At 65.7% G+C, this 17,043-nt stretch carries 17 protein-coding genes; 2 read left to right on the forward strand and 15 right to left on the reverse strand.

Annotated features, from left to right (window positions below):
• Positions 1-12 precede the first annotated feature (12 nt).
• On the reverse strand, positions 13-1,383 hold the full coding sequence (locus RDV64_RS15185) for an NAD(P)/FAD-dependent oxidoreductase (RefSeq protein WP_309195763.1): 1,371 nt from the start codon (positions 1,381-1,383) through the stop codon (positions 13-15).
• Positions 1,384-1,611: 228 nt separating this feature from the next.
• Between RDV64_RS15185 and RDV64_RS15190 the strand changes: the two genes are divergently transcribed.
• On the forward strand, positions 1,612-2,376 hold the full coding sequence (locus RDV64_RS15190) for a gamma-glutamylcyclotransferase (protein ID WP_309195764.1): 765 nt from the start codon (positions 1,612-1,614) through the stop codon (positions 2,374-2,376).
• Positions 2,377-2,414: 38 nt separating this feature from the next.
• Here the strand turns inward: RDV64_RS15190 and RDV64_RS15195 are convergent, their stop codons facing one another.
• The 13 genes from RDV64_RS15195 to gcvA all read right to left on the reverse strand — a co-directional run bounded on the left by RDV64_RS15195 (position 2,415) and on the right by gcvA (position 14,545).
• The gene (locus RDV64_RS15195; protein WP_309195765.1) at positions 2,415-2,813 is read right to left on the reverse strand and encodes a hypothetical protein; all 399 of its coding nucleotides are present in this window, start codon (positions 2,811-2,813) and stop codon (positions 2,415-2,417) included.
• Between the two features lie 183 nt (positions 2,814-2,996).
• Positions 2,997-3,764: an SDR family NAD(P)-dependent oxidoreductase gene (locus RDV64_RS15200; RefSeq protein WP_309195766.1), complete on the reverse strand. Its 768-nt coding sequence runs from the start codon at positions 3,762-3,764 to the stop codon at positions 2,997-2,999.
• Between the two features lie 57 nt (positions 3,765-3,821).
• Positions 3,822-4,769 carry an ABC transporter permease gene (locus RDV64_RS15205; protein WP_309195767.1) on the reverse strand — a complete coding sequence of 316 codons (948 nt, stop codon included), beginning with the start codon at positions 4,767-4,769 and terminating at the stop codon, positions 3,822-3,824.
• On the reverse strand, positions 4,762-6,288 hold the full coding sequence (locus RDV64_RS15210; RefSeq protein ID WP_309195768.1) for a sugar ABC transporter ATP-binding protein: 1,527 nt from the start codon (positions 6,286-6,288) through the stop codon (positions 4,762-4,764). The genes RDV64_RS15205 and RDV64_RS15210 overlap by 8 nt, the downstream gene beginning before the upstream one ends.
• Positions 6,289-6,369: 81 nt before the next feature.
• Positions 6,370-7,374, reverse strand: a complete 1,005-nt coding sequence (locus tag RDV64_RS15215; RefSeq protein ID WP_375143754.1) for a sugar-binding protein — start codon at positions 7,372-7,374, stop codon at positions 6,370-6,372.
• A gap of 324 nt (positions 7,375-7,698) precedes the next feature.
• Positions 7,699-8,640 (reverse strand): glyoxylate/hydroxypyruvate reductase A, encoded by a 942-nt coding sequence (locus tag RDV64_RS15220; protein WP_309195769.1) that lies wholly within the window; start codon positions 8,638-8,640, stop codon positions 7,699-7,701.
• Entirely contained in the window at positions 8,637-9,056 is a 420-nt protein-coding gene (locus RDV64_RS15225; protein WP_309195770.1) for a VOC family protein, read from the reverse strand. Before RDV64_RS15225 ends, RDV64_RS15220 begins: the two co-directional genes overlap by 4 nt.
• Before the next feature lie 46 nt (positions 9,057-9,102).
• Positions 9,103-9,843 carry an ABC transporter permease subunit gene (locus RDV64_RS15230; protein ID WP_309195771.1) on the reverse strand — a complete coding sequence of 247 codons (741 nt, stop codon included), beginning with the start codon at positions 9,841-9,843 and terminating at the stop codon, positions 9,103-9,105.
• 5 nt (positions 9,844-9,848) lie between these two features.
• Positions 9,849-10,634: an ATP-binding cassette domain-containing protein gene (locus RDV64_RS15235; protein WP_309195772.1), complete on the reverse strand. Its 786-nt coding sequence runs from the start codon at positions 10,632-10,634 to the stop codon at positions 9,849-9,851.
• Between the two features lie 29 nt (positions 10,635-10,663).
• Positions 10,664-11,434 carry an ABC transporter permease subunit gene (locus tag RDV64_RS15240; protein ID WP_309195773.1) on the reverse strand — a complete coding sequence of 257 codons (771 nt, stop codon included), beginning with the start codon at positions 11,432-11,434 and terminating at the stop codon, positions 10,664-10,666.
• 27 nt (positions 11,435-11,461) lie between these two features.
• On the reverse strand, positions 11,462-12,484 hold the full coding sequence (locus RDV64_RS15245; RefSeq protein ID WP_309195774.1) for an ABC transporter substrate-binding protein: 1,023 nt from the start codon (positions 12,482-12,484) through the stop codon (positions 11,462-11,464).
• Between the two features lie 66 nt (positions 12,485-12,550).
• Positions 12,551-13,387, reverse strand: a complete 837-nt coding sequence (locus RDV64_RS15250; RefSeq protein ID WP_309195775.1) for an aspartate dehydrogenase — start codon at positions 13,385-13,387, stop codon at positions 12,551-12,553.
• 186 nt (positions 13,388-13,573) lie between these two features.
• Positions 13,574-14,545: a transcriptional regulator GcvA gene (gcvA, locus tag RDV64_RS15255; RefSeq protein WP_309195776.1), complete on the reverse strand. Its 972-nt coding sequence runs from the start codon at positions 14,543-14,545 to the stop codon at positions 13,574-13,576.
• A 199-nt stretch (positions 14,546-14,744) separates the two neighbouring features.
• On the opposite strand from gcvA, the gene RDV64_RS15260 reads away from it, so the two are divergent.
• Positions 14,745-15,887: an iron-containing alcohol dehydrogenase gene (locus RDV64_RS15260; protein ID WP_309195777.1), complete on the forward strand. Its 1,143-nt coding sequence runs from the start codon at positions 14,745-14,747 to the stop codon at positions 15,885-15,887.
• Positions 15,888-15,893: 6 nt separating this feature from the next.
• On the opposite strand, the gene RDV64_RS15265 is transcribed toward RDV64_RS15260, so the two are convergent.
• A complete protein-coding gene (locus RDV64_RS15265) occupies positions 15,894-16,895 on the reverse strand; it encodes an NAD(P)-dependent oxidoreductase (RefSeq protein WP_309195778.1) in 1,002 nt (333 codons plus the stop codon).
• Positions 16,896-17,043 lie beyond the last annotated feature (148 nt).

Here is a 17,043-nt window from a genome sequence, read left to right on the forward strand (position 1 = left end):
GGCGCTGGCAGCTCAGGCCGCCAGCGTCTGTCCGCTGCCGAGCGCTGCCGCAATGCGGCGGCTGGCCTCGGTGCCCGTGGCAATCGCGGCATCCATGCAGGGAAACTCCATATAGTCTCCGGCAAGGTGGATCGGGCCGGAGGGACGCGAGAGTGCCTCCTGCAGCGCGGCCCGGCCCACGAAGCCGTAAGGCGCGCCCTGCGGCCAGCGCTGCACCACAGCCTCGCGCACGATCCCCCGCGTTTCGGGGTAGAGGGCGGCAAGGTCGGCCAGCATCGGCTCGACGATCTCGTTGTCTGCAAGGTCCATCATGCGGGCCGCATCCGGTCCGCCGCGAAACAGCATCAGGCTGCCGCCCGGCTGGCGCGGCCCGGTGCGGGTGGTGCTTGCCATGTTGAACAGCACACCGAAGGAGAGCCCCGGCGTCGCGATCGCATACTTGTTGTCCCACGGCATCGGACCGGGCTCGCCGGTGAGAAGCGCGACCGACAGGAACGCGCCATAACGCACCGCCTTCAGCGCTGCCGTGGTCTCTGCCGGAATGCCAGCCGCAATATCTGCCGCCACGTTGGCTGGCGCTGCAATGAGCGCCTGCCGGGCAACGATGGTGCGTTGCGCGCCGTCCATCCGGTAGGTGACGGTGACGCGGTCGCCCTCGGCGCTCACCCGCTCCACCGGCGCATTCAGCCGCACATCGGCCAGCCCGGCCGCCAGCGCCAGCGGCAGTTGGGCCGAGCCACCGGAAAGGTTGCGGGCGAACGAGTAGGGGCTCCACACCTGCGCAAACGACGTCATCCCGTACCCGGCGGCCATGGTGGCGGGGTCGGCGGCGGTGCGCTGGGTGATGGTGGCAAGCATGTCGCGCACCGTTGGTGTCAGGCGGCCGGCGAAATCGCCGAGCGTGCGGCTGTTCTCGAATGAAAGCTGCCGTGCGCGAAATGCGTCCACCGCCTCGCCGTCCCGCCGCGCCTGCACCTTGCGCAGCTCTGCAACGCCCTTGCGCAGCCGGAGCCCGAGCCGCGCGAACGAGATGCGGTCGCCCAGCGACAGCGGCAGCCGTAGTGGAAAGGTCTCGGCCAGACCGCCGGCAACCACCTTGCCATTCATGCCGATGCCGAAACGGTGCCCCGGAATGTCCGCGAGCGGCAGCTTGAGTGAGCGGGCAAGCGCGCCGGCCGGCGTCTCGTCGCTGCCGAAAAGGTGCGCGCCGAAGTTCAGCCAGTAGTCGCCGCGCTGTTCGGAATGGACGCGACCACCCACCCGGCCTGATGCTTCCAGCACCACCACGCGGTGATCCTTGAGGGTGTGGGCCGCGCTGAGGCCGGCAAGCCCTGCGCCCACCACCACAACGTCGGCGGTCTCAAGCTCGTGCGTGTCGCTCAAGGGTGGCCTCGTTTCATGCTGTCCTGTGGCTGCATCAATGCGCGCCTGGCCGACTGGTGCCGCAAGGCGGACGTCCGTGCAAGGCCGCGCCGGCCGCAACGACGCGCATCTGGGTTGCACGCTGACCGGGCACGCGGCAGGCGCACCCGCGCGGATCATGTGGCACGCATCTGCTATGGCGGGGGGAATGAAGACAGAGCGCTACCCGGCGCCAACCTTGGACGCCCCATGCCAGTGAGCAACGACCCGTTCTCCCACCACCCCGAACTTCGGGACAAGATCACTGCCACGCACGAATCGTTCTTTCGCACGACCAGCGTCGGCTCGGTGTTTGCAACCAGGCCCGAGCTTGCCTGGGTGCTGGATCTCCTGCACTCCGATGCGGTGCGCGAACACTCCCGCACGCAAACGCTGGCGGCGCATGGCGGCGGAGACCTCTGGGTGTTCGGCTACGGATCGCTGATGTGGGACCCGGCGTTTCACTTTTCCGAGGTGCGCCGCGCGACGGTCGACGGATATGCCCGCCGCTTCGTGCTAAAGGATGTCTGGGGCGCGCGCGGGACGGTCGACAATCCGGGCATGATGGCAGCGCTCGACCGGGGGGATTGCTGTGAGGGCCTCGCCTTCCGCATTGCACGAAGCGAGATCGACACCGAGACCGAAGTCCTGTGGCGCCGCGAAATGGTGGGCCCCGGCTATATCCCGACATTCGTGACGGCGAGGCTGGATGGCGAGACGGTGTCCGCGCTCACCTTCGTGGCCGATCATGCGGCCGAACAGATCGACCCGGCACTGACCCGCGCCGAGCAGATCCACTACATCGCTCACGGCACCGGGTTTCTGGGCACCAGCAAGGAATATCTTGCCAACATCGTGCGCCAGTTTGCGGCGCTCGGCATCGACGATGCGGAATGCACGGAATTGCTGGAAGCGGTGGAAGCCTATGGCGCCGCGGCGCAAACCGCCGGCCCGGGCGTCAATCCAAAGGGTTGACGCGGCCGCTTGCGATGCGGCCGCGTCAAGAAATGTTGTTACTGGGCGGTGATGGTGGTCATCACCAGATTGCCGTCAAGCCGGATCGGGCCGTCTTCCTTGGCGCCCAGCGTGTACTCGAACACGCCGGTCTTGGTGCCGCCGTCTTCGCTGTGCACCATCAGCATGAGCATGTCACCGGACGCGACAGGCTCGGTCAGGATGGCGGCCACGTCCTCGGTCATGCCGGCGCGCAGAGGGGCATGGCCCACCACGGGGCCGGGCTTCATGTCCGCGCCGGTGCGGTGGACCACCAGCCAGCCATTTTTTGGTGCGGACACGCTGCTTGCGCTGACCACGCCGTTGACGACGGGCTGGTCGACAGCGGTGACTGAGGGGGTTTCGGGGGACTGCGCAAACGACAGGCTGCTGATACCGACGAAAGCAACTGCGGTCATAAACATTTTCATGGCGAACTCCTATTCGGTTTTCGGTGCACTTACGCGGTGAGCGCTCGTGTTGTTGAAAACAGATACGGGCCGGCACGGCGGATGGATCAGATCGCGCGCAAAAAAATTTGGTACAATCAAAATTGGCGAGCTTGTCGGGGCAAAGGTCGCGCTGCTGATTGGATCCGGAGCCTAGATCCAGCCGCCGTCGACGACGAAAATCTGGCTGGAGATCATCCGGCTGTCATCCGATGCGAGCCAGGTGGCCATGTGCGCGCAATCCTCCGGCAAAACGTAGCCCGGCAGGCACTGCATCTCCTTGATCCGCGCGCGGGCTGCGTCGTCGACCCAGTGGGCGAGCTGGCGTTCCGTCATCACCCAGCCCGGAATGATGCAGTTGACGCGGATGTTGTCCGGCCCGAGATCGCGGGCGAGGGCACGGGTCAGCCCTTCGATGCCTGCCTTGGCCATGGCGTAGAGGGGAAGGCCGCCAAACCCGGCGTGCCAGGTGATGGACCCGGTGTTGATGATCACGCCGCCGCCCTTGGCTGCCATGCCGGGCGCCACCGCCTGTGCGGCAAACACCAGATGCTTGAGGTTCACCGCAACGCGGTCGTCGAAGTAGGCGTCCTCGATCTCGCTGAACTTGTGGCGGGTATCGTTGGCAGCGTTGTTGACGAGCACGTCGATTGTGCCGTGCCGCGCGCTTGCCGTGTCGATCGCATCGCGCAGCGCCGCAATGTCGGTGAGATCGACGTTCTGGAACACGGGTACCGTGCCGCCTGCGCTTTCCAGCCGCTCCACCAGCGCCGCTGAGGCGGCCGTGTCGATGTCGAAGAAGGTGACGTTGGCGCCCTGCGCGCAGAACGCTTCCACGTGGGCCGCGCCAATGCCGGAGCCACCGCCGGTGATGAGCACGTTCCGGCCGTTGAGGCTTGGATGGGATGAGTTCTGTCGCATGAGGATCTTTCAGCGTTTGCGGGCGGGCGGCGCCGCAGGTGGCACCGCCCGCTGCGGTCAGCGAACCCGCGAGCTCTTCTGGAGCTGCCCGTCGACAATGACGCCGAGGAGGATGACGGCACCCATCACGGCAAAGTTCAGCGAGCTTGGAATGCCGAGCATGTTGACGAGGTTCTGCAGCACCTGAAGGAGCACGACGCCAAGCGCGATGCCCAGAATGGAACCTTCGCCGCCGCGCAGCGAACACCCGCCCAGCACCGCCGCGGCAATGGCGTAAAGCTCATAGAAGTTGCCGTGCGCCGAGGGCGAAACCGACTGCGTGTAGAACACGAAGAACACCGTCGAGATGCCGGCAAGGATGCCGGAAATCGCGTAGGTCGCCACAATGACGGCCTTGGTGGGAATGCCCGAAAAGCGCGCCGCTTCCTCGTTCTTGCCGACGGCGAAGATGTACCGCCCCAGCACCGACTTGTGCAGGAGAACCGCCATCACCAGCGCCACCAGAATGAAGAAGATGAACGTGTGCGGGATGCCGTTGGTGCGACCCGAGGTCAGCCATTCCAGCGTCTCGTAGCCGCCGGCATAGCCGAAACCTTCCGTGGCGTCCGCGGTGTAGTAGCGCGCGATGCCGCGGTAGATGAGGAGGCCGCACAAGGTGACGACGAATGGTTGGAGGTTCAGTCGCGAGATCAGCACCCCGTGGATCGACCCCAGCACCATCCCGAAGAACACGACGATGACGAAGACGGCGGGCCAGGGGAGGCCGTAATTGACCAGAAGGTCGAGGAAGATCACGCCCAGCAGCGCCAGCATGGAGCCGACCGAAAGGTCGATGCCGCCGGTGACGATGACCACGCCAAGGCCCAGCGCCAGAAGGCCGAACAGGCCGATCTGGTTGGCAAGGTTGATGAGGTTGATGGTGGAGATGAACTGGGGATTGATGAGCGCGGTAACAGTGCCCGTCACCAGGATCAGGATGAACAGGCCGATTTCTTTTCTAAGCATTCTCGGGCGCTCTTTTCTCTATCGTTCCGCCGACGGCCAGAAGCATGACATTGTGTTCGGTAAAGTCCGGCCGCTCGATGAGGCCGCTGATCCGGCCCTCGTGCATCACCGCAATCCGGTCGCTGACGCCGATGACCTCCTCCATATCGCTGGAAATCATCAGGATCGCGACACCGCTGTCGGCAAGCGCCCGCATGATGGCGTAGATTTCGCTCTTGGCGCCCACGTCGATCCCGCGGGTCGGCTCGTCGAAGATCACGGCGTTCGGCCGCATGGAGAGCCACTTGCCCAGAACCACCTTCTGCTGGTTGCCGCCGGACAGGTTGACGGCGTGGGTGCCGGTGCTGGGTGTCTTGATGGACAGGGAGGCGACCTGCTTGTCGGCGGCCTCCCGTTCGGCCTTGCGGTTGGGCAAGCCGCGCGTGGAGTAGGCGCCAAGATCGGCCAGCGTTATGTTCTGGTCGATGGGCAGGTCGAGAAGGAGACCGGCGCGTTTGCGGTCTTCGGGCGCGAGATAGATGCCCTTGTCGATGGCGTCGCTGGCAGCCTTGGCCACAAACGGCTCGCCATCCAGAAGGACGCGGCCGGAGACCGCAGGCTCGACGCCGAAGATGGCGTGGGCAAGCTCGGTGCGACCTGAGCCGATGAGGCCCGCAAGGCCGACAATCTCGCCGCGGCGGAAGGCAAACGAGACTTCCTTGCCCGGGTGGGCGGTGGTGACCAGCTTGTCGATGACGACGCCCGAATCGCGGGGCTCGGTCTTGGGCGGAATGTAGACGGATTTGAGGTCGCGCCCGATCATCAGGCGGATCATCGCGTCGTGGGTGATGCCCTCGCCGGTGAGTTCGCCGACGCGCTTGCCGTCGCGCAGCGCGACCACGCGGTCCGCCGAGGTCTTCACCTCGTCCAGCCGGTGGGAGATGTAGATGATCGAGACGCCGGCCGCGCGCAGTTCGCTCATCACCTCCAGAAGACGGTCGGTCTCCTTCAGGGTGAGGCTGGAGGTGGGCTCGTCCATGATGATGACGCGCGCGTCCAGCGACAGCGCCTTGGCGATCTCCACCATCTGGCACTGGGCGATGGAGAGGGTTGCCAGCGAATCGGACGGGCGCACGTCGAGGCCGAGACGCTCCAGCAGCGGGGCGACCTTGGCGTTGAGGGCGCGCGTGTCGATGAGGCGCAGCGGCCCGCCAAAGCGCGGCTCGCGGCCGATATAGACGTTGGCGGCAATGCTGAGATTGTCGAAGAGGTTGAGTTCCTGGTGGACGAACGCGATCCCGGCCGCGGTGGCCGCGGGCACGGTGAGACGGTCGTGCGAGACGCCGTCGATCACGATCTGGCCTGCGGTGGGGGCGACGATCCCCCCCAGGGTTTTCATCAGGGTGGACTTGCCAGCGCCGTTCTCGCCGATGAGGCCGAGAATTTCGCCTGGCATCAGCGCCACGCTCACATCGTCGAGCGCAGTCACGCCCGGATAGATCTTGGTGACCGAGCGCAGCTCGAGCAGAGGTTCAGGCATATCCGATCCTTTGAAGACCGCCGGGACAATGAATGTCCCGGCGGCGACTTCACAAGTACTGCTTACACGAAGGTGGCTGGATCAGTTGCCGAGGATGGCGCGCACCTGCTCGATGAACTCTTTGACGTTCGACGAATCGATGATCTTCGTCGGCACGATGTCGAGTTCGTCGGCGGGCACGACGGATTTGTCGCCGTCGATGTACTTGGCCATCTTGATGATCGACTGGTAGCCGAACTCGTAAGGCTGCTGGACGACGGTGCCGAGGATGTCACCGGCGACGATGCCCTTGAGGGTCTGCTGGTCTTCGTCGAAGCCGACGATCTTGACCTGGCCGGCTTTGCCCGCTGCCTTCACCGCATTGTAGATCTGCGGCGTGTTGTAGGCCCACAGGCCGACCAGAAGGTCGATGTCCGGGTACTTCGACAGGGTGTCTTCGGCGTTGGCCTTTGCCTTGGTCTGGTCGCCGCCGTCGGTGCGGATGTCGATGATCTCGATGTCCGTGCCTTCGATGGCTTCCTTGATGCCCTGCGAGCGCTCGCGTGCGTTGGCTGCGTCCATGGTGCCGACGAACAGCATTGCGGTGCCGCCATCGGGCAGGGCCTTCTTCATCAGCTCGCCCGCCTGGCGGCCAGCGGCCACGTTGTCGGTGCCGATGTACATGACGCGGTCGGAGTTGGGCGCGTCGGCGTCATGGGTGAAGAGGACGGCCTTGGAAGCGACTTCGTTGAGGATGTCGGTGGAATCGTCGGGGTTCACCGGGCTGATGGCGATGCCGTCGACGCCCTTGGCGAGAAGATCTTCCATGATCTTCTTCTGTGCCGCAGCGGACATTTCGCCCGGAATGTAGAACTCGACCTGGTAGTTATCGAGTTCGCCATCGGCCTTTTCGGTGCCGACGCGCGCAAACTTCCAGAAATCGGCAGGGACGTTGACGACGAAGGCGAGGGTCTTCACGTCCTGCGCATAGGACGGAGCGCCGGCAGCGGCGACGAGCGCCACGGATGCAACGCCAGCGGCCAGCAGGGTGCGGCGGCTGAGGGTGCGCAGGACGGCCATCGCACGGTTTTTGGGCGTAGAATTCATTCGCTGTTTCCTCCGGTAAGCACGCTCGTTGGCGTGCGTATTATCGTTTTTTGGCAGATAACGGACTGCAGGATGCGCGCGGATTCTGCCGGTCGGCAGAAGGGATGGCGCTGGTGTTAGCCTCCTAGAATGATGGTTGCTGAACAGCCGATCAGACGCAATCGGGCCGTGCGCAAATTTGCAGCGTCGAAGCAGACGCTACAGTGCATCCAGACCGCTCTCAAGCGTTACCGTTGAATTGGCAGACAAATGGTCATGTGACCGGCCTTGAATTTTCTGGATTCCCAGGCCCTCCGCGGTGTCTCCCGGCGGAGGGCCGCAGGCTCAGTAGCCGCGTGCGGCGTCGATCGTCGTCGGCATTTGGCCGGTCTCGAAATAGGCGGAGAGGTTGTCCGCGACAATCTGGCTGGCGCTGTCCATATCCGTTATCGCGGCAACATGGGGCATCATCGTGATGGCGGGATGGTCCCACATCGCGTCGTCGGCGGGCAGGGGTTCAACGTCGAACACGTCGAGCACGGCATGGCCGAGGCGCCCGTCGTCGAGCGCTGCCATCAGAGCGTCGCGGTCGATGATCGGGCCGCGGGCGACGTTGATGATGCCGGCGCCGGGGCGGCAGTGGGCGAGCATGTCGGCGTCCAGCATCCCGCGGGTTGCATCGGTGAGCGGCAGGAGGACGACGATGATGTCGGCGCCCGCCACCACTTCAGGCAGCGCATCGGCGCCGCTGAAACAGGTGACACCCGGAACCTCACGCGGCGAGCGGGACCAGCCGGTCACGCGAAAGCCGGCCGCGGTCAGGACGGCTGCTGCGGCACGGCCAAGTTCGCCGAGGCCGAGAATGGCGACCGTGCGGGCGCTGGCGCGCGGGTGGTCGAGCGGGCGCCACACACGCTGGCGCTGCTGGGCGAGGTAGGCCGGCACGTGGCGGTGGAGGTAGAGCGTGTGGGCAAGCACGCCCTCGGCCATCGTTTCAGCCAGGACCGGGTCCACCAGCCGCGCAATCCGCAGGTCTTCCGGCAGCCGGCCGATCAGCTTGTCGACGCCGGCCCAGACGCTCTGCACCCACTCAAGCCCCGTGAAGCGCGCCAGCGTTTCCGGGTCCGGGTTGCCGACAATGGCAACGCGGGCGGCGGCCGCATCCGCGTCGGACATGTCCTCCGGTGCCACCACCTGATGGCCGGGAAGCCTGTCCGCCACCTTCTGACGCCATAGCGCCGCCCGCTCGGGCGACCCGGTGGTGATGAACGGGATCAGCGCGCTCATGCGGCCCAGACGGCGTTTTCGCTGGCAAAGCCCTTGATCTCGATGGGGTTGCCGGCGGGGTCGTGGAAGAACATCGTCCACTGCTCGCCGGGTTCACCCTCGAAGCGCACGGTGGGCGGGATCACGAAATCGACGCCGGCCTCGGTGAGGCGCCCGGCAACGGCCTTCCATGTGTCCAGCGGGAGGACGGCGCCCAGATGCGGCATCGGCACCATGTGGTTGCCGACCTTGCCGGTGGCCTTCGCCTCGAACGGATCGCCCTGGTGGAGCGAGATCTGGTGGCCGAAGAAGTTGAAGTCGACCCACGTGTCGGTGCTGCGGCCCTTCTTGCAGCCAAGAAGGTCGCCGTAAAAGTGGGTCGCGGCCGCAAGGTCGTCGACGTGGAAGGCGAGGTGGAACAGCGGCTGGAACGTCATCAGGGTCTTTCCGGGGCGGTGTGGTGTGCTGGCGAACGGCGGACCGTCACCATTTTACGATGGTTTTCTCGGCAAGGCGCATCAACTGTTCGGCGGCAAGAAGCACGAAGATGAACAGCATCAGCCACGCCAGCAGCGAGACGATGTTGTAAATGTCGTAACTCGTCTTCACCTGCCAGCCGATGCCGCCGGGAAAGCCGAAAATCTCCGACAGGAACGCGACTTTCCACGACAACGTGAACCCGATGCGCCCCGCAGCCAGAAGTGGCGGGATGAGAAAGGGGAGGTACACGTCTTTCACCCGCTGGGCGAGCGTCGCCTTGAACGAGCGGGCCATGCCGGTCAGCTCTTCGTCGAAGTCCGACATCGCATCGCGGATGTAGGTGCCGACGACGGGGAGGATCACGAGGCCGATCAGGATGATGACCGTGGTGTTGGTGCGCCCCAGCGAGATCAAAAACAGGAAGATGAGGATCAGCGTCGGCGTGAAGATGGTGATCTGCAACAGCCATCTCGTCAGCTCGTCGAAGGTGCGCGAGAGGTTGGCTGCAATGCCGTATGCGGTGCCGAGAACGATGCCGAGCAGAAAGCCCATCACGGTGCGGCCGAGGGTTGCCAGCAGCGGCTGGAACGCCTCGCCGCTGCCGATGAGGCCGAACAGCGTGTCGAACACGGCGGCCGGCGAGGGCAGCGCGCGGCTGTCGACAATGCCGGACGCGACCCACCAGATGGCGACGATGACGAGGAGCGAGGAGATCTGCGCCGCGTAGGCGGTGATGCGGGTCATGGCGGTCAGAAGCTGATGCCGGCGCGCTCGGCGAACGCGTGGCGGAGTTCTTTTTCGAGGTCGATGACGGCGTCGTCCTCCATCCGGCGCGGCCAGGGCAGATCCACCTTGCGGCGCAGGCAGATGGAGGAGGACGCGGGCGTCAGCATCACGATGTCGGTGGCAAGCTGCGCGGCCTCGGAAATGTCGTGCGTGACGAAGACGATGGTGCGGCGCTTCTCTTCGCTCTGCCACAGCTTGATGAGGAGGCGGCGCATCTCGGCGGCGGTGATCTCGTCGAGGTGGGAGAACGGCTCGTCCATCAGCAGGATTTGCGGCTCGTTGACCCAGGCGCGCACGATTGCCGCGCGCTGCCGCATCCCGCCCGACACCTGGTGCGGGTACTGGTGCATGGAATCGCGCAGGCCCACGGCGGTAAAATATTTCTCGATCAGCGCCGGCCACGTCGCCCTGGGCTGGACGCCGAGGCCGCGCAGGCCGAATTCGGCGTTCTGTGCCAGGGTTTTCCAGCGCAGGAGGCGCGGGCCCTGGAAAACGTAGGCCATCTGGCGCGAAAGGTCGGGCTTGTTGCGCAGGTCTTCGCCGTCGATGACGATGCCCTTCGCCGCGGTCGGTTCCAGCAGGCCATTGATGATGTTGAGGAGCGTGGACTTGCCGCAGCCGGACGGACCGAGAAGGACGGTGAACGAGCCTTCCTCGATGGCAAGGTTGAACTTGTCGTAAATGACCTTCGTGCCTTCCGCACCGGGGAAGGAGAGGTCGATGTCCTCAAGGGATACTTTGGGGGTCATTCACCAGAACCTTGGGCTTGTGCGGACGGTCACGCGACGGATTCGCGGCGGATGCGGCGCTGGAGCGGGCCGAACACCAGGTGGTCGATCGCCATGCCGGCGGCCATGAGGATGATGCCCCAGGCGACGATCGGCGCCATGTAGAGGGTGTCGGACCAGTAGGCGACGAGGATGCCGATGCCATTGGGGAGCCCGATCACCTCGGCAATCAGGACGATGCGGATGCCGAGCGCGAAGGAGACGCGCGCATTGGCGACCATGTAGGGCGCGATGCACGGCAGGAAGAAATGCGTGAGGCGCTGCCAGGGGCCGATCTTGTAGCTGTCGCACATCTCGATGAGGTCGGACGGGACGGCGCGCACGCCCTCGGCGGTGCCGAGGAAGACGGGCGCCGAGAGGAGCAGCACCAGCGCCGAGATGGGGACGATGTTGTCGATCCCGAACAGCACCAAGAAGATGAACACCCAGACGACGGACGGCACCGCCATCGCGATCCAGACCGGGTTGGCGAAGAAGTCGAACACCAGCCGCTTGCGCCCGGCGAGGACGCCAAGGAGCGTGCCGATGACGAACGCGATGCCCCACGAGAGGATGAGCCGGAAGAACGTCGCGGCGGCGTGGGTGTAGGGTTCTCCGAGCGGGCCTTCGTTGGAGAAGATCCGCACGATCTCCTCCGCCACGGCGAGCGGCGGAGGATAGAGGCGGGCCTGGACGAGGACGAAGTTGGTGACAAACCACCAGATCCCGATGAACAGCGCGACGGGCGCGGCGTTCAAGATAAGGCGGCGGGATCTGGACATGGGCTTCATCATCGTCTCCGGCGTGCCTTACTGGGCTGCAGGCAGGGTGCCGGGAGCCAGAAACGCAGCGTCCTGTTCGGGCAGCGTTTCGAGGAACTTGCCCTCTTCCAGCAGCGTGTAGATCGCGCCGATCCATTCGGGCGTATAGGCGTCAGAGGTGAGGTACCACTTGCCGTCCTTGATGAGGGTCAGCACGGTCTGCGCGGTCTCGGGGCCGGCCAGCCAGCCGGCATCGCGCGCAAGGTCGGCATACTCGCCGCCGTCCTCGAAGGCTGCCGTGTTCTCGCCGATCCACTTGGTGGCGTCGTCGAGGCCCTTGACGATCTTGGCAGCGGTCTCGGGGTTTTCCTTCAGCCACGATGCAGTGGCGACGGCGCCGTTGATGACCATAGGCTGGCCTGCATTTTCCTGCATCGCCTCGGTGAACGAGAAGATGGTTTTGAACTGCGGCAGCGAGCGGGCCGCGGCCGACGAGCCGGAGAACAGGAGCGCCGCATCCACCTGGCCGCGCTCCACCAGCGCGAGGAGCGCGCCGGACGATGCCGTCACCACGTCGAACACCGTGGTGGGGTCTTCGACGCCGTAGTAGGCGCGGGAGAAGGCGCGGAAGGTCGCCCAGGTGCCGGTGCCGAAGCCCGGAATGCCGAGGCGCTTGCCCTCAAGGCTCATCACGTCCGGGTATTCGTCAGCGTTGTCGGCCTGCACGACGATGCCGTTGTACATGTTCTGCGCGCCGGCGGTGGAGAAGTAGCGGAAATCCGACCCTTCGGAGACGAACTGGACCGTCTCGATGGGGGACATCCACGCAATGTCGGTGTCACCGGCGACCAGCAGCGCCTGCACCTGATCGTAACCGACCTTGGAGACCTCGACATCGAGGTCGCCGAAGAAGCCGCGGTCGTCGGCGATGAAGGCGGGGATGGCGCTGGCCTCGACGGTCATGGAGACCGTGGTGTCCTGCGCATGGGCCGGGACGGCGGCGATGGCGGCGAATGCACCGACCGCGAGCGAGCGGCCAAGCGTTGCGGTGAGGGGGGCGGAAAGCTTCATTGGCAGATTCCTCTCGGCGGGAAAAAGATGGGGAAGCGCGTGTTGCGGCCGCAGAGCGGCCGGGCGTCAGGTGCCGACGCGCAAGGGGGCGGTCATCTTGCGCAGGGCCGCCAGCACGGAGAGTGCGGTGATGCGGCCGGTCTTCGGGTTGTCGCTGGGGATGTTCTCGATCGCCATCGAGAAGCTGGCGCTGTCTGAATCCACCTCGATGGAATGGGTGTTGCGCGTCAACGCGGGGTCGGCCCAGATCTCGATGGTGGTGCGGTCAGGCCCGATGCCGGCGAGCGCCAGCGCAGCCCCCACGTTGAGGTTGGCGGGAAACCCCTTGGCCGCCTCGCGCGCCGACCCGGAGAACACTTTGACGGGGCCGGTGGCCGTGGAAAGGTCGATGTCGTGTTCCACCAGGTAGGGCGCACCGACGAGACCCTTCACGGGCTTGCGCGTGGTCATCTTGATGGAGTGAATCGTGCCTTCCGCGGCAGCGGTGACGGCATCCAGCGCCAGCAGCGCGCCGGATGGGGCGATGATCTGCCCGCCCTTTTCATCGGCAAGCGCGATGAGGTCGCCGTTGGTCAAAAGCGCGCCGATGGAGAGCACGACCGCCTTCTTGCCGTTCTCGACGAAGGGGCGGACGATCTCGCCGAACAAGGCCGCAGGGGCGCACTCGACCACAATGTCGGCGTAGGGCTCGAGTTTGCCGATGGCGACGACCGGGATGTTCGGGCCGATGGCAGCAAGCTTTGCCCTGGCGCCTTCGATGTTGCGGGCAGACACGGCGCCGATCTCGAAGCCCGGCAGGCTCCCCGACTGGACGGCCTCCACCACCTGAAGGCCGATGGCCCCCAGCCCTGCGACCGCAAGGCGGATGTTGGCGGGAGCGGTGGTTGCATCTGCTGGCGGCAAGGAAATGGCCTCTTGGTGATCGGATGGTCCGGCGACGATGGCTGTCGCCCGGTTTCGACGGTGGCGCTGATTGCACAGTGACAAAGGTTAGAAGCGGTCTTGATGAGCCGACAACTCATTAATGAGCCGCAACGCATGATTTTTAGTCATGTATGGAGTTGCCCATAAAGCGGGCACAAGTGGCGCTTATTTCAGCCGTTGCCGGTCTTTTTCTGCCGTCTCGTAGGGGGCTGCCTGCGCTGCGATCCATTCCCGAAACGCCTTTATCATCGGGAAATCCCACTGATGCTCGCGCCCGAGGAGATAGTAGCTGCCGGCGCTGCGCACGGTGTGGGCGATGGCCGGAACGAGGCGGCCGGAGGCAATGTCCTCTTCCACCAGAACGCGCGGGATGACGGCCACGCCATCGCCGCGCCTCGCTGCCGCCATCACCATGAAATAATGGCCGAATTTCGGTTCTTCCGGTGTGATTGTCACGGTGAGGCCGGCCGCGTTGAAATAGTCCTGCCAGGCGTTGCCGCGGGTGGCGTTGTGGATCAGCGGGTAGGCGAGCAGGTCTTCCGGCTTTACGGGCGCTGCCCCCGTAAAGAAGTCGGGCGCGGCGACAGGGACCAGCTCGTCCACCATCAGCCGTTCCGATCTGAGGCTGTCGCTGTCCTCGATCATCTTGAGGTCGATCCGCGGCGCGTCGGGGTCGTCCGAGGCGTCGATCCGGCCGACGCGGATCGCAAGGTCCACCTCGTCGCGCGAAAAGTTCACGGCGCCGATGGAGGTGGCCAGATGCACCTCGATGGTGGGGTTGCGCGTGGAAAAGTCCTCCAGCCGGGGCATCAGCCAGCTCATGGCAAAGGTGGGCAGCGCCGACACGGTCAGAACGCCGCTGGCCTTGCGCTTTTCCACTCGCGCGACGCTGCGCTCCAGCTCGTCCAGTGCGCCGCGCACGCCGGGGTAGAGGTCGGCACCGTCGGCTGTCAGCGCGATCCGCCGCACATGGCGGACGAAAAGCGGCACGCCGATTTCCGCCTCCAGCGTCTTGATCTGGCGCGACACGGCCCCTTGCGTGACATTCAGCTCGTCCGCCGCTGCCGAAAAGCTGAGCTTGCGCGCCGCCGCCTCGAAAACCCGCAGAGCGTTGAGCGAGGGCAGTCTACGGCGCATGGGGGAGGCGGTCCTCGAAACTCACAGCGTCACAATAGGCGATCGCATCCGCACCGTCGATCATTGCCGCCGGGGCGCAAAGGCGGACTGAGAGGCAAGCGGGCCGGGTCCGGGCAGAGACATGATGCGCGACACGGGCTATCGGTTGCGGCGGTGCGTGCGCGCCGGAGCCGACAAGAACAATCCGAGGAAAGCCAAGATGGCGTTGATCACCTATCTCACCAAGATCCAGTTCGAGGCGGGGGCCCGGGCCCTGCTGAAGGACGAGCTGGACGCGCTCGGCTGCAAGGCGCCGCTGATTGTGGCCGACAAGGGCATTGTGGCCGCCGGGCTGGTTGCGGAGGTGCTGAAGGCGGGCGGGCTCAGCGCCGACACCCCCGTCTATGACGGCACGCCGGAAAACCCGACCGAGGCCGCCGTCCATGAGGCGCTCGACCTTTACCGCGCGCACGATTGCGACGGGATCGTGGGTCTTGGCGGCGGCTCGCCGCTGGACCTTGCCAAGGCCGTTTCGCTGATGGCGACGCACGATGGCGCGCTGGCCGACTATGCCGTCATCCTCGGGGGCCTTGGACGTATCCGCAAGGACAAGCCGCCGGTGGTGGCGATCCCGACGACGGCCGGCACCGGCAGCGAGGTGGGCCGCGCCGCGCTCCTCACCCTCGAAGACGGTCGCAAGCTGGGCTTCATCTCGCCCTACATGATCCCCGACGTCGCGATCTGCGACCCCGAACTGACCGTAGGCCTGCCCCCGATGCTGACCGCCGCCACCGGCATGGATGCGTTGACCCACTGCATCGAGACCTACCTCAGCCCCCGCTACAACCCACCCGCGGAGGCCATCGCGCTTGACGGTCTGCACCGTGTTGCGCGCAATATCCGCGAGGCGACGCGCAACGGAAGCGACATGGACGCGCGCACCGAAATGATGATGGGCGCCCTTCAGGGCGGGATGACCTTCCAGAAAGGGCTGGGGGCGGTCCACTCCCTGTCGCACCCGCTTGGCGCTCTCAAGCATCTGCGGCTCCACCACGGGACGCTGAATGCGGTGCTGCTGCCGGCGGTGCTCGCCTTCAACGCCGAAGGGGCGAGCGACGCGGCCGCCGCCAAATATGTGGCGCTCGCCGGCATTCTGGGCGCTGCTCGGCCAGCCGACCTGCCGGCCACCATCGAAGCCCTCAACCGAGACCTTGGCATGCCGTCCAATCTTACCGAAATGGGCGTCCCGGCGGATGTGTTCGACGGGGTTGCCGACAATGCGGTGCTCGATCATTCCACCGCCACCAACGCGCGGCCCATCGAGAAGGCCGACTTTGTGGCGATCCTCAACGCGGCGCTTTAGGAGCGATCAGCCCGGCGGGGTGATGCCAAGCCGGGAAAGCCGGGTGGCGGCGCCGAGGTTGAGCGGGCGCTCGGGCAGTTGGCCGCGGCTGAGGGCGCGCACCTGCGCCACCGTTTCCATGGCCTGATGCTCAACCGCGCTGGGCGTCAGGCCCGCCATGTGGGGCGTGGCGATCACGTCGGCACGGCGGGCGAGCGCCGGGTTCGGCTGCTGGTCTGCCGCGCGGCCCACATCCATGGCAGCGCCGGCAATCTCGCCAGCCTCCAGCGCTGCCAGCAACGCCGCCTCGTCCACCAGTTCGCCCCGCGCCAGGTTGATGAAGAAGGCGTGGGGCTGCATCTGCGCAAAGGCAGCGCCGTCCATCAGGTTGCGCGTCTGGGGGATCGACACCGCCAGGCAGACCACAAAGTCCGCCTCCGCCAGAAGCGTGCCGAACGAAACGTTCTCGCACCCCGGCAGGTCCGCGCTCCGGTGCGGGTCGTTGACCAGAACGCGCAGTCCAAGCGGCGCGGCAATGGCGGCAAGATGCTGTCCGATCTCGCCATAGCCGACAATGCCGACGGTGGAGCCGCGCAGCTGGCGCCCCATTCGCCCTTCCGGCACGCGGCCGCTGCGAAAATCGCAGACGCTGCGGGAAATGCCGCGCGCCAGGTCGATCATGTAGCCGAGCCCCATTTCGGCAACCGATACGCCGAACCCCGGCGTGGCGCGTGTCACCAGAACGCCGTGGCGGCTTGCTGCATCAATGTCGATGGTGGAGACGTCCACGGCGCAGCGCAGGAAGGCAGCAAGGTCCGGCGCGTTTGCAAACGTTTCTGCCTCGCCGGGCGTCATCCGGTCGGCGACGATTATGCTGCAACCGGCGGCGGCCTCCGCCAGTGCGGCGCCGCGCAAGATGCCGCCGGTGTCGTTGATCGCAACGTCCGCAATCTCGCGAAGCGCCGCCAGAGCGCGCGGACCATAGTAGTTGGCCAGCATGTCCGGCGTGTGGGGGAGGAAAACGCGCATGATTGGTCCGGCTCTGGCGTGCATCTTCAGGGAGGACCAGCCTACAGGCGCCACCGTGCAGGCGGTAGGCCGGGGTGGCTGAACTGCCGCGCGAATGAAAAGCGCCGCCCTTTTCGGGGCGGCGCGTTGTTGTCCGGCGGCGGGTGGC

Source organism: Acuticoccus sp. MNP-M23 (genome assembly GCF_031195445.1).
In the GTDB taxonomy this organism is placed as follows: domain Bacteria; phylum Pseudomonadota; class Alphaproteobacteria; order Rhizobiales; family Amorphaceae; genus Acuticoccus.